Source organism: Streptomyces filipinensis, assembly GCF_014649495.1.
Taxonomy (GTDB): domain Bacteria; phylum Actinomycetota; class Actinomycetes; order Streptomycetales; family Streptomycetaceae; genus Streptomyces; species Streptomyces filipinensis.
Genome location: NZ_BMTD01000003.1, coordinates 344,199 through 356,739, shown reverse-complemented (window position 1 = coordinate 356,739; position 12,541 = coordinate 344,199). Strand labels below are relative to the sequence as shown.

General features: G+C 74.8%; 10 protein-coding genes. 6 read left to right on the top strand and 4 right to left on the bottom strand.

Annotated elements, in window-relative coordinates; genetic code table 11:
• The first annotated feature begins 52 nt into the window (after positions 1-52).
• The 3 genes from IE244_RS10100 to IE244_RS10090 all read left to right on the top strand — a co-directional run bounded on the left by IE244_RS10100 (position 53) and on the right by IE244_RS10090 (position 2,973).
• Entirely contained in the window at positions 53-622 is a 570-nt protein-coding gene (locus tag IE244_RS10100) for a PDZ domain-containing protein (RefSeq protein WP_191872635.1), read from the top strand.
• 225 nt (positions 623-847) lie between these two features.
• Positions 848-1,975, top strand: coding sequence for an aminopeptidase P family protein (locus IE244_RS10095; protein WP_191872633.1), 1,128 nt, complete (start codon positions 848-850; stop codon positions 1,973-1,975).
• A gap of 62 nt (positions 1,976-2,037) precedes the next feature.
• On the top strand, positions 2,038-2,973 hold the full coding sequence (locus IE244_RS10090; protein ID WP_191872631.1) for a phosphotransferase family protein: 936 nt from the start codon (positions 2,038-2,040) through the stop codon (positions 2,971-2,973).
• Between the two features lie 115 nt (positions 2,974-3,088).
• On the opposite strand, the gene treZ is transcribed toward IE244_RS10090, so the two are convergent.
• Entirely contained in the window at positions 3,089-4,834 is a 1,746-nt protein-coding gene (gene treZ / locus IE244_RS10085) for a malto-oligosyltrehalose trehalohydrolase (RefSeq protein WP_191872629.1), read from the bottom strand.
• Between the two features lie 190 nt (positions 4,835-5,024).
• On the opposite strand from treZ, the gene IE244_RS10080 reads away from it, so the two are divergent.
• Both IE244_RS10080 and IE244_RS10075 read left to right on the top strand, forming a co-directional pair.
• Positions 5,025-5,576 carry an FHA domain-containing protein gene (locus IE244_RS10080; protein WP_191872627.1) on the top strand — a complete coding sequence of 184 codons (552 nt, stop codon included), beginning with the start codon at positions 5,025-5,027 and terminating at the stop codon, positions 5,574-5,576.
• Positions 5,577-5,684: 108 nt separating this feature from the next.
• A complete protein-coding gene (locus IE244_RS10075; RefSeq protein ID WP_191872625.1) occupies positions 5,685-6,107 on the top strand; it encodes an SSI family serine proteinase inhibitor in 423 nt (140 codons plus the stop codon).
• A gap of 106 nt (positions 6,108-6,213) precedes the next feature.
• Here IE244_RS10075 and IE244_RS10070 read toward each other — a convergent pair whose 3' ends face one another.
• Positions 6,214-7,464, bottom strand: a complete 1,251-nt coding sequence (locus IE244_RS10070; RefSeq protein WP_191872624.1) for a M14 family zinc carboxypeptidase — start codon at positions 7,462-7,464, stop codon at positions 6,214-6,216.
• A gap of 139 nt (positions 7,465-7,603) precedes the next feature.
• Complete coding sequence (lpdA, locus tag IE244_RS10065) at positions 7,604-9,070, bottom strand: dihydrolipoyl dehydrogenase (RefSeq protein ID WP_191872622.1); 1,467 nt, start codon at positions 9,068-9,070, stop codon at positions 7,604-7,606.
• A gap of 111 nt (positions 9,071-9,181) precedes the next feature.
• Between lpdA and IE244_RS10060 the strand changes: the two genes are divergently transcribed.
• Positions 9,182-10,123, top strand: coding sequence for a LysR family transcriptional regulator (locus IE244_RS10060; protein WP_191872621.1), 942 nt, complete (start codon positions 9,182-9,184; stop codon positions 10,121-10,123).
• Between the two features lie 6 nt (positions 10,124-10,129).
• On the opposite strand, the gene treY is transcribed toward IE244_RS10060, so the two are convergent.
• Entirely contained in the window at positions 10,130-12,505 is a 2,376-nt protein-coding gene (treY, locus tag IE244_RS10055) for a malto-oligosyltrehalose synthase (protein WP_191872620.1), read from the bottom strand.
• Positions 12,506-12,541: the final 36 nt, after the last annotated feature.

The following is a 12,541-nucleotide window of genomic DNA, read 5'->3' as shown; positions in this document are numbered from 1 at the left end:
CTCGTCGCGGCCCGGCGCCCCGGGTAGAGCACCAGCCGGAGGCGAGCGAACCATGGAACCCACTGTGTTGCGTCCCAAGCCGATGCCAGGTCAGGACCCCCGGCAGGGCGGCGGCACCCCCACGCCTGCCCACCGCCCGCACGCCGCGCCCCGGCGCGGCCGGCGGCTGCGGACCGTGCTGTTCGGCCTGTCCCTCGGCACCCTGCTGGTGCTGTCCGGCGTCGGCATCGGCACGGTCGGCGCCGCGGTCATCGGCATGAGCCGGCTCGCCGAACTGCAGCGCCAGGCCCCGCCGGCCACGCCGTCCGCCCGGGCCACGCCCGCTGCCACCGCGAGCCCCGCTCCGGCCGCCACCCCCGGGGCGGTCCTCGGGGTCGAGGCCGTCGACGCCGAGAAGGCGGGCGCGCTCCTCGTGGGCGTGCACGTGCCGGGCCCCGGCTACGCGGCCGGCCTGGTCCGCGGGGACGTCCTGCTGCGGTTCGGCTCCTCCCGCGTCGACTCCGCCGCCGATCTCGCCCGGTTCGTCGCCCATGCCCGGCCCGGGAAGCCGGTGCTCCTCACCGTGCGTCACACCGGCGGGGGCTTCCAGCAGTTGACCGTCCTGCCGGGTGTGGTGGTCTGAGCGGGGCCGACGCCGGATCCCGTCTCGGCACTCCCTCGGTCACCCCGGGAAACCCGCTGGTCACCGTCCGCACCACACGCCATGATGGGCCCATGCCGAGATCCCTGTGCGCCGACCGCGTCTCGCGGGCGGCAGCGGCGACCGGCTCGCGTGACCCTGTGCAGCCGGGCAGGATGCTGCCCGAGACGCCCTCGCCCGTTCGCCCACCCGTGCCCGGAGGCCCGGATGACCGGTAGTACGCCCGCGCCCTTCACCGCCGCCGACCACAGGGCCCGCATGGAGCGCGCCGCGCGCTCCGCGGCCGACGCCGGTCTCGCGGGGCTGCTGGTGGCACCGGGGCCGGACATGGTCTGGCTCACCGGCTACACCCCCACCGCCGTCACCGAACGGCTCACCGTGCTGGTCCTCACCCCCGGCCGGGATCCCGTGCTCGTCGTACCGACGCTGGAGGCTCCGGACGCCGAGCACGCGGCCGGCTCGTCCGCGCTCGCCCTGCGCGACTGGACCGACGGCAAGGACCCCTACGCCGTCACCGCCGCGCTCCTCGACGACCGCGGCCGGTTCGGCATCAGCGACAACACCTGGGCCATGCACCTGCTGGGCCTGCAGCGGGCGCTGCCCGACACCTCCTACGCCTCTCTCACCGACGCCCTCCCCATGCTGCGCGCCGTCAAGGACGCCGCGGAACTGGAACTCCTCGCCGCCGCCGGAGCGGCTGCCGACGCAACGTTCGAGGAGATCCGGAAAGTTCCCTTCGCCGGCCGCCGCGAGTCCGACGTCGGCCACGACCTCGCCGGCCTGCTGCGCCGCTTCGGGCATGAGCAGGTCGACTTCACCATCGTCGGCTCGGGCCCCAACGGCGCCAACCCCCACCACGAGGTCGGCGACCGCGTCATCCAGCACGGCGACATGGTCGTCCTGGACTTCGGCGGTCTGAAGGACGGCTACGGCTCCGACACCACCCGCACGGTCCACGTCGGCGAGCCCACCGAGGAGGAGCGCCGGGTGCACGACATCGTGCGCGAGGCCCAGGAGGCGGGCTACCGGGCCGTACGGCCCGGCGTGGCCTGCCAGGAGGTCGACCGCGCCGCCCGTGCGGTGATCACCGAGGCCGGGTACGGCGCGTACTTCATCCACCGCACCGGGCACGGCATCGGCGTCACCACGCACGAGCCGCCGTACATGATCGAGGGCGAGGAGCAGCCCCTCGTGCCGGGCATGTGCTTCTCCGTCGAGCCCGGCATCTACCTGCCCGGCCGCTTCGGGGTACGCATCGAGGACATCGTCACGGTGACCGAGGACGGCGGCCGTCGCCTGAACACCACCACCCGTGACATGGTCATAGTGGACTGAGAGCACCGAGCGACCCAGGAGACACCCCCGCGACGACATCCAGGAACGGCGACGCGCGACCCATGACCCAGGCACCGACACCCACCGCGGACACCGTCCGCAGACTGGTCCGTTCGCTGCTCAAGGAGGGCGGCGACGACACCGGGGGGCCCGATGTGCGGCCCGTGACGGAGGGCCGTACGCACACGTGGTGGGTCGGTACCCGCCATGTGCTGCGCCTCGCGCCCGACCGCGAGTCCTCCGTCGCCCGCCGCCGGGAACTGCGCCTGCGCGACCTGATCCGCCCGCACGTGCCCGTCGCCGTCCCCACCAGCGTCGCGCACGGCGACTGGGCGCCCGGCCTCGCCTACACCCTGGACACCAAGGTGCCCGGCGGTACGGCCGACGAGCACGACGTCTCCGCCGTCGGCGAGGCCGACCTCGCCGGACTGCTCACCGGACTGCGCGCGGTGCCCGTCCGGCAGGCCGAGACCCTCGGCGTGTCGCGCACCGCCCCGCGCTCCCTGGAGGCCCTGCGCCGCATGGCCGTACACGCCGCCGAACGGCTCGCCGCCGCCGACGAGTTCGACGCCGCCCGGCTGCACCAGCTGACCCCGCCCGGTGCGGCCCAGCTCGCCGCGCAGCCCGGCACCGCCGTCCTCACCCACCACGGCATGACCGGCGAGCACGTGGTCGTCAGCGCCGACGGGCGGGTCCGCGGCGTCCTGGACTGGACCCGGGCGGCCCTGGGCGACCCCGCCGAGGACATCGCCGGCCTCGCCGTCGCCGTCGGATCCCCGGCGGCCGTCCGCGCCGCCACCCTGGCCGGCTACGGCGCCCGCCCCTGCCTGCGCGGGCTGTGGCTGGCCCGCTGCGACACGGTCATCCGCCTCACCGACCACCTCGAAGGGCGCGCCCCCGGCTCCCTGCCCCTGCTCCGCGTCCAGCTGCGGCGCGCCTGGGAGCCGATCCTGCTGGAGCGGCTGTCGGACTTCAAGGAGGACGAGCCGGAGCCTTAGCGCGCCCCGCGGGGGTGCGGGGCTGTACCGAGGTGCGGCCGCGCCGCGTGGGCGCGACCGGCGACGGCGCGCGCCGTACCGCCCACGGTCGCACACCGCCCGGCGCGTGGGCTTCTCACGGCTGGGACAGGACCACGCACGACTCCCCGGGAAGCTGGAGCAACCCGTCCGGTCCCGGAACCCGCACCGGCTCCCATGCCGCCAGCACCTTTGCCGGGCGGGTGCCCAGGGGGATGGCTGCCGGCTCCTTGCCGAGGTTCACCGCCACGCGTACGTCACCGCGCCGGAAGGCCAGCCAGCGGGCCTGCTCGTCGTACGCCACCTTCGTGTCGGCCAGGTCGGGGTCGGTGAGGTCGGGCTCGTCCCGGCGCAGCGCGATCAGCCGGCGGTACCAGGCGAGCACGCGCGCGTGGGGCTCGCGTCCCGGCTCCGCCCAGTCCAGGCAGGACCGCTCCCGGGTCGCCGGGTCCTGCGGGTCCGGTACGTCCTCCTCGGCCCAGCCGTGCGCCGCGAACTCCCGCCGCCGGCCCTGCCGTACCGCCTCGGCCAGCTCCGGATCGGTGTGGTCGGTGAAGAACTGCCACGGCGTGCCCGCCGCCCACTCCTCGCCCATGAACAGCATCGGCGTGAACGGCGAGGTCAGTGTCAGCGTCGCCGCGCAGGCCAGCAGGCCGGGGGAGAGACGGGCGGCGAGCCGGTCGCCCTGGGCGCGGTTGCCGACCTGGTCGTGGGTCTGGCTGTAGCCGAGGAGCCGGTGCCCGGCCACCCGCGCGCGGTCCAGCGGGCGGCCGTGGTGGCGGCCCCGGAACGTCGAGTACGTGCCGTCGTGGAAGTAGCCGCCGGTGAGCGTCTTGGCGAGCGCGGCGAAGCCGGCCCGGGCGAAGTCGGCGTAGTACCCCTGGGAATCGCCGGTCAGCGCGGTGTGCAGGGCGTGGTGGAAGTCGTCGTTCCACTGCGCGTGCAGCCCGAGGCCGTGCTCCGCGCGCGGGGTGATGAACCGCGGGTCGTTCAGGTCCGACTCGGCGATCAGGAACAGCGGCCGGTCCAGCTCCTCGGCCAGGCCGTCCACGGCCGCCGACAGCTCCTCCAGGAAGTGGCACGCGCGCGTGTCGTACAGCGCGTGCACCGCGTCCAGGCGCAGCCCGTCGATCCGGTAGTCCCGCAGCCACGCCAGCGCGCTGCCGACGAGGAACGCGCGTACCTCGTCCGAGCCCGGCGCGTCCAGGTTCACCGCCGAGCCCCACGGCGTGTGGTGGGTGTCGGTGAAGTACGGCCCGAAGGCGGGCAGATGGTTGCCCGACGGGCCCAGGTGGTTGTGCACGACGTCCAGGACGACCCCCAGACCGAGTTCGTGCGCCCGGTCGACGAAGCGTTTCAGCGCATCGGGCCCGCCGTACGGCTCGTGCACCGCCCACAGCGACACCCCCTCGTACCCCCAGCCGTGCCGTCCCGGGAACGGACACAGCGGCATCAACTCCACGTGAGTGACGCCCAGTTCCACCAGGTGCTCCAGCCGGCCCGCCGCCGCGTCCAGGGTGCCCTCGGGGGTGTACGTGCCCACGTGTGCCTCGTACAGAACGGCGCCCTGCAGCCCCCGCCCCGCCCACCGGGCACGCCACGCGTAGTGCCCGTGGTCCACGACCGCGCTCAGCCCGTCCGGGCCGTCCGGCTGGCGGCGTGAGCGCGGGTCGGGCCGCACGGGGCCGTCGTCCAGGGCGAACCCGTACCGGGCGCCGTCCCCGGCCTGCGCCTCCCCCCTCCACCATCCGGCGCGTTCGGGATCACGCGTCAACGCGCGCGTCCCGCCCTCGCAGTGGAGCGTCACTCGGTCTGCCTGCGGTGCCCACACCTCGAACTGCACGGACGGTTCCCCTTCGTCTGTGATGTCTCGCCTGCTCACCGTGATGTCCCGCGTCCCCATCGTGCCCGCCGGGACGATCAATCCGCTTTCGAATGCACCCTTCCCCGGTGGGTGTCGTGGAAGTGCGCGCAGAACGGCCCCGATTCCCGCTTTCTGGACACCAGGGGTTCACTGCCCGACAATCACCAGCGTGACGTCGTCCTTCGAGTTCTCCACCTACCCCGCGCGGCTGTCCGACGCGGAGCGCGACGAGGCGCTGCGGGTGCTGCGTGACGGTGTCGCCCTGGGCCGGCTCTCGCACGACACGTTCGTACGCCGTATGGAGCTGGCGCTCGCCGCCCGCCGGTCCGACGAACTGGCCGCGCTCGTCGCCGACCTGCCTCGCGAGAACCGTTTCTCCCGCGCGGTTCTCGGCAGCGTCGAGGCCGTCTCCGGATTCACCGTACGGCTGCGCCGCGCCTGGCAGGCCGAGCGGCTGCCCAAGCTGCTGCTGCCGCGCCCCGCGCACGCCCACCCGCTGCGCATAGGCCGCGACCCCGCATGCGGGCTGCGCCTGAACCACGAGACCGTCTCCCGCCTGCACGCCGAACTCAGCCGCCAGGCGGACCTGTGGGTCCTCAGGGACCTCGGTTCCACCAACGGCACCACCGTCAACGGACGCCGGGTGATCGGCTCGGTCGTCGTCCGCGAGGGCGACCAGGTCGCCTTCGGCCGGATGGCGTTCCGGCTCGCCGTGAGCTGAGCGGCGACGGCCGGTCGTGGCCGAACGGGTGCACCGTCACACGCGCGTGCCCTCCCGATCGGGTGAGCCGGGCTGCGGAACGCGCGCCGGCGTGCCGATGCATGGGGCATGACGTACATCACCCGAGTCACCGCGGCGGCCGGCGCCCTGTTGACGGCCGCCGGCCTGCTCGCCGCGGCCCCCGCCCAGGCGGCACCCCGCAGCACGTTCCCCCTCACGGACAACTGGCTCTACCTCACCGTCGCGCGCGGCGAGACCCTGGCCGGCGACAAGCACGGCACCCTGCTGCTGTGCGACCCGCTGCCGCTGGGGTACGCGCGGGCGGCCGAGGCCTGTGCCGAACTTGAGGCCGCCCGGGGCGACATCGCGCGCATCGCGCAGAAGAAGGTCTTCTGTCCGATGATCTTCGCCCCGGTGACCGTCCACGCGCACGGGCAGTGGAACGGACAGCCGGTCGACTACCAGGAGACCTACTCCAGCAAGTGTGTCATGGAGGCGCGGACGGGAGCGGTGTTCGCCGTGGACCGCTGAGCCGGGCCGGCGGGCGGCGCGGCACGGTCTGTATGGGCGGCGCGGCAGGGGCGGCGCGGCAGGGGCGGCGCGGCGGGGAGAAGGCGGCCCGGGAGGCGTGACGGCCTCACACCGTCCGCTCACGGGCCTGCTGCGCCGCCACCAGCACCGTCCGGGACTGGTGCTCCACCTGGTGCTCCAACGGCACCCAGCGGGCCCGGAACCGTGTCGCGAAGGCGTCGCACCAGGCGGTGACGAGCTGTTCCAGCCCCGGCGCCGCCCGGTCGTCCGCCTCCCGCAGCACCCGCAGCAGCATGGCCGCCGCGCGCAGCGGCAGCCGCCGCCCGAAGGCGTCCACACTGCCGACGTACGCCATCGTCGTGCCGGCCGGCGGGGTGTGGACCCAGTCCTCGGCCAGGCCGGGGATCAGCTCCAGCGCCCAACGCGCCGCCCGCAGCAGCGGACCGTCCACGCCCTCCAGGCGGGGCAGCGCGTCGGTGAGCACGTGCTCCACCTCCAGCGCGTCCCGCAGCAGCCGCTGCGCCAGGCGCCGCATCGCCGCCGCCGGTGCCGGGTGCGGCGCCGGATCGTCCACCAGGTCGCTGGCCCACATCGGCACCTCCACCACGGCCGTCAGACCGCCGTACCGGTGCGCGTGGTACCAGGTGCTGTGCCGCGCGTCGTCCGGCATGCTCGGGTAGGCGGCGCCCGTCTCCGGGCCCGGCATGACATGCACACCGGGGCCGGAGGCCGGCCAGCCGGCGGCGTCCGAGGCGCCCGTCTCCACCGGGATGTGCAGTTGTGCCGCCGACTTGGCGAACGGCTCGGCGAGCCCCGGCACGTCCCTGGTCAGCTGTACCCAGCTGCCGCCCAGGTCGGTGCCGTGCAGGGTCACCTGGAGGTAGGGCCGCAGTTCGTCGATCACCCCCGTCAGCGCCCGGGTCTCGGGCGGCAGCCGGTCCGGCGGCAGCACGGACGGCGACCACTCCGGCTGCTCGGCGCCCGTCGGCCGGTAGAAGCCGAGGTGGTAGTCGAGCAGGCTGCGCGGAGCCGGTGTCACATGCAGGCTCGCGCCGTCCGGATCGGCGCACAGCAGGAAGTGCCAGGACGTGTCCGCCCGCAACTCCCGCTCGGCCAGCACCCTTTCGGCCAGAACCCGCAGGGTGGAGCCCCCGGTCGGCTCGTTGGCGTGGGCGCCCGCGACCACCAGCACCGCCCGCCGGGCGTGCCCCACCGACAGCAGGTGCAGGGGTCTTCCCGCGCGTGAGAGGCCCACCTGCCTGAGCGAGCACAGCCCGGGTCCCTGAGCGGCCAACGCCTGAGCGGAGGCGATCAGTTCGGGAACGCTGGGATAGCGCAGCTCCGGCAGAAGACTCACCCCCGACTTGTTCCCGCCCGGCTTCGCCCTCCAAGTCCCGCACGCGAAGGGTGAACTGTCAAGAACGCTGCGGGGGAGGCTCCCAGGGGCGCCCGGACTCAGGCGCCGGGGCATGGCGCGGGCGGCGCGTGCCGTGGGCTCACTGCTGGTGCAGGCCGCGTCCCGCGAGGGTCAGGAACACCTCGCCCACCGCCTCCGACAGCGTCGGGTGCGCGTGCACATGCCGGGCCACGTCCGAGGGTTCGGCATCCCAGCCGACGATCAGCTGGCTCTCCGCGATCATCTCCGACACGTGCGGGCCGACCAGGTGCACGCCGAGCACCTGTCCGCCGCCGGCCTCGGCGACGACCTTCACCATGCCCCCCTGGCCGTGCACCATGCCCTTGGCGACGGCGGTCAGCGGCATGGTGTCGACGTCCACCGCACGCCCCCGCGCGCGTGCCTCGGCCTCGCTCAGTCCCACCGAGGCGGTCTGCGGCGCGGAGTACGTCACCCGTGGTACGGCGGCGTAGTCCACCGGGGCCGAGGGCAGCCCGGCCAGCGTCTCGGCGACCAGCAGGGCCTCCGCGAAGGAGGCGTGGGCCAGGCCCAGGGACGGCGGCGGCAGCAGATCGCCGACGACGTGGATGCCCGGCACGGCCGTCTCCAGCCGCTTCCAGTCCGCCGGTACGACGAACCCCCGTCCGTCGGTCGTCAGGCCGGCCGCCGCCAGGCCCAGGCCCTCGGTGACCGGCGCCCGGCCGACGGCCACCAGCAGCCGCTCCGCCTCCACCGTGCGCGTCTCGCCCCGCGCGGTGCGCACACGCGCGCGTACGCCGTTCTCCAGCACGTCCGCGTCCAGCAGCCGGGCGCCCGCCTGCACATCGATCCCGCGCTTCTTCAGGCCGCGCGTCAGGTGCCGGCTCACATCGGCGTCCTCCAGCGGCACGATCCGCTCCGCGGCCTCGACCAGGGTGACCTCCGCGCCCATGGACCGGTGGAAGGACGCGTACTCCACGCCGATCGCGCCCCCGCCGAGCACCAGGACGGACGCCGGCAGCCCCGGCGCGAACAGCGCGTCGTCGCTGGTCACCACCCGCCGCCCGTCCGGCACGAGCCCCGGGAGCGTGCGCGGGTGCGAGCCGGTGGCGAGGACGATGCCGCGGCGCGCGGTGAAGTCGTGCACGCCGGGCGCGGACCTGTCCGGGGCGCCCGGCGCGGAATCCGTGAGCGCGCCCTCCACCCGCACCGTACGTGGACCCGTCAGGCGTGCTCTCCCGCGCACCACCCGTACGCCGGCGTGCGCCAGATGCGCCTCGACCCCCTTGTGGTTGCGCGCCACGATGTCGTCCCGCGTGGCCACCAGCGCCGCCCAGTCGACCGAGTCCAGCGTGGCCTTCACCCCCCACCGCTCGCGCGCCTCGGCGATGCCGTCGACCAGCTCGGCGGCGTGCAGCATCGCCTTGCTCGGGATGCAGCCCCGGTGCAGACAGGTGCCGCCGACCTTGTCGCGCTCGACGAGGACGACGCCGAGCCCGAGGGAGGCGGCGCGCAGCGCGGTGGCGTAGCCGCCCGTTCCGCCGCCGATGACGAGGACATCCGGGGTGTTCGTGGCCTGTGTGCTCATGCCTCCACCCTCCGCCCGCCCCTTGTCATGAGTCCAAGGCAATGTTGTTGTGGAAGCCATGCAGAATGCTTATGCGCGGCATGCCGGTGAGTCCTGGGGGAGGGCGCGGATTTGAGCCTGCGGCAGATGGAGTACTTCGTGACCGTCGTCCAGGAGGCGTCCTTCACCCGGGCGGCGGAGACCCTGCACGTCACCCAGCCCGCGCTCTCGCACCAGATCAAGGCGCTGGAGAAGTCGGTCGGCGGCGCCCTGCTGGAGCGCCTGGCGCGTGGCGTGCGCCTGACCCCCATGGGGCGGGCCTTCCTGCCGCACGCCGAACTCGCCGTCCGCAGCGCCGCTCAGGCCCGCCGCGCGGCGCGGGCCACCGCCGGAGCCGAGGGCGGCGAACTGCATGTCGCCACCCTGCACTCCCTCGCCGTCGGCGTCCTGCCCGACGTCTTCGCCCGCTGGCGCGCAGCCCGTCCCCGGGTCCTGCTGCGCCTGCACGAGTACGCCACCACCGAGGCGCTGGAGGAGGCCGTGCAGCGCGGCACCGCGGACCTCGCGTTCGGCCCCGGGCCCGCCGACCCGCCGGGCACGGTCGTACCGGTCGGCGAGGAGGAACTCGTCCTCGTGGTCCCCTTCGACGACCGGCTGGCGGGCCGTACGACGGTGACGCTGCCCGAGCTCGCCGACCGCGCCTGGATCCGCTGCGCCATGGAACCCGTCGTGCACGGCGCGCGCTTCCTCGACTGGGCGTGCGGGCGGGCCGGGTTCGCGCCCCGGACCGCCGTGTGGACCGAGCACACCTCGACGGCCGTGCGGATGGCCGCGGCCGGCGTCGGGGTGTGCGTCGCACCCGCCCACGTCGTGCGCGGTGCCGTCGGGGAGGACTGCATGGTCCTCAGCCCCGACCCGGCATGGAAGCGCCCCCTGACGGTCTACGCGCGCGTGCCGCCCACCGGGGCCGCCGAGGCCTTCGTGGACCTCCTGCGCACCACCTGGCCCGCTCTCGGAGACCTGCCGGAACAGCCGTACGAGGACTGCCCGCTGCCCGTCGCGCCCGTCCGCTGAGCCGCCTCACCCCTGCGCCACACGCTCCAGCAGCACCACCGGCAGCCGGTCGAAGAGGTCCGCCACGCGTGCGTGCCCCGTGAACTCCCTGCCGTCGGTCAGCACGTCCGCCCAGCGGCCCGGCGGCAGCGTCAGCGCGGTGTCCCGCCAGCCGCCCGCCTCCGCGAGGCGCAGCGACAGCCGGGTCACCGCCGTGACCACCTCGCCGGAGCGCGCGAACGCCGCACAGTGCTCCGCCGCCGGGCCCTCGGCGGTGAGCGGTTCGTACGACGCGGACGTGCCGAAGGCAGCGGGGCGCCGGGCGCGCAGCCGCAGCGCCGCCGCCGTCAGCGCGTCCTTCTCCCCGGGCACCTCGGGCGGGAACGGCACCGGACGCCGGTTGTCCGGGTCCACCAGCGCCCGGTACTCGCCCTCCGTGCCCTGGTACACGTCCGGCACCCCCGGCATCGTCAGATGAACCAGGGCGGTGCCGAGAACGTTGGCCCGGATGTGCGGCTCCAGCGCCTTGCGGAACGCGGCCACGCGCGCGCCCGGCGCCCCGCACGGGCCGGCGGCGACGAACGAGGCCACCGCCTCCTCGTACGGCGGCTCCTGCTCCGTCCAGCTGGTGTACATGCCCGCCTCGCGCACATGCTTCAGCAGCGCCTGCCGCACCCGCTCCTCCTCCGCGGGCCCGAGCCCGAACACCGTCTGCCAGGCCGCCCAGGCCAGCTGCCCGTCCGGCACGCCCACGCCCTCCTCGGGCCCGGCCGCCTCGGCCAGCAGCCGCGTCCACCGGTCGGGGCACTCGGTGAGCACGGCCAGCGCCGCACGCACGTCGGCACTGCGCTTGGTGTCGTGCGTGGTGACCACCGTGCCGGTGGCCGGCCAGTCGCGCTGCACGCGCGCGCAGTACGCGTGGAAGTCCTCCGGGGACACTCCCGGCCGGCCCGGATCGCCACCCACCTCGGTCGCCGACAGCAGCGGCACATAGCGGTAGAACGCGGTGTCCTCCACCGACTTGGCGCGCAGCGCCGACGCCGTCTGCGCGAAGCGGGTACGGAACTCCACCCGGTCGGCGTGGTCCGGCGCCGCCGGGTCACCGGGCGGTTCGACGAGCAGCCGCCGCACGATGCCGACGGCCTCCGCCTCCTCGGGCACCACGAAGGCCAGCCGCGCCTCGTCGGCGGCCTCCTCGGTGACGACGGCGGCCGCGTCACCGCAGGCGTACGGCCGGTACACCCGCATCCGCACCAGCAGCTCCTCCACGGCCGTGCGCAGCGCCCAGGGGGCCCGGTCGCGCAGCGCGAGGTCGGGCGAGGACGCGCACAGCCGGGTGGCCACCCGGGTGAGCCGGTCGGTCTCCGCGGCCAGCTCGTGCGTGAGCACCTTGTAGGCGGCCCGCCGTACCGTCGCCTCCCAGTTGCCGCCCCGGTCCGTCTGCGGCGCCGCGAAGGCCCGATAGCGGCCCAGCAGTTCATACGCCCCCGTCTGGTCCGTGAACAGGCCGTCGACCTGGCGCAGGGCGTCGTAGCCGGTGGTGCCCGCGACGGGCCAGGACGCCGGCAGCCGCTCGCCGTCGGCGAGGATCTTCTCCACCACCGTCCAGCGCCCGCCGGTCGCCTCGTGCAGCCGGGCGAGGTAGCCGTCCGGGTCGGCGAGCCCGTCGGGATGGTCGACGCGCAGTCCGTCGATCACGTCCTCGCGCAGCAGCTGGAGGATCTTGGCGTGGGTGGCGTCGAACACCTCCGGATCCTCCACCCGCAGCCCGATCAGCTCCGAGATGCTGAAGAACCGCCGGTAGTTCAGCTCCGTACGGGCCAGCCGCCACCACACCGGGCGGTACCACTGGGCGTCCAGCAGCTCCGGCAGCGGCAGCTCCGCGGTGCCCGCGCGCAGCGGGAAGACGTGCTCGTGGTAGCGCAGGACGTCGCCGTCGACCACGAGGTGCTCCAGCTGTGAGCCGACCGGACCGCCGAGCACCGGCAGCAGCACCCGCCCGTCCTGCGCCCCCCAGTCGATGTCGAACCAGCGCGCGTACGGCGAGCCGGGCCCCTCGCGCAGCACCTCCCACAGGGCGTGGTTGTGCCGGGGTGCCATCGCCATGTGGTTCGGCACGATGTCCACCACCAGGCCGAGACCGTGCTCCCGCGCGGTCCGTGCCAGCGACCGCAGGCCCTCCTCGCCGCCCAGTTCCTCGCGCACGCGCGCGTGGTCCACGACGTCGTAGCCGTGCGCGGAGCCGGGCACGGCCTCCAGGACGGGGGACAGGTGCAGGTGCGAGACGCCGAGCGACGCCAGGTACGGTACGGCCGCCGCGGCGGCGGCGAACGGGAACGCGGGCTGGAGCTGCAGCCGGTAGGTGGCCGTGGGCACCTCCGGTCCGGGGCGCGCAGAAGTCATGGAAACCTACGTACCCCGTCGGCCGTCTTTCGTGTC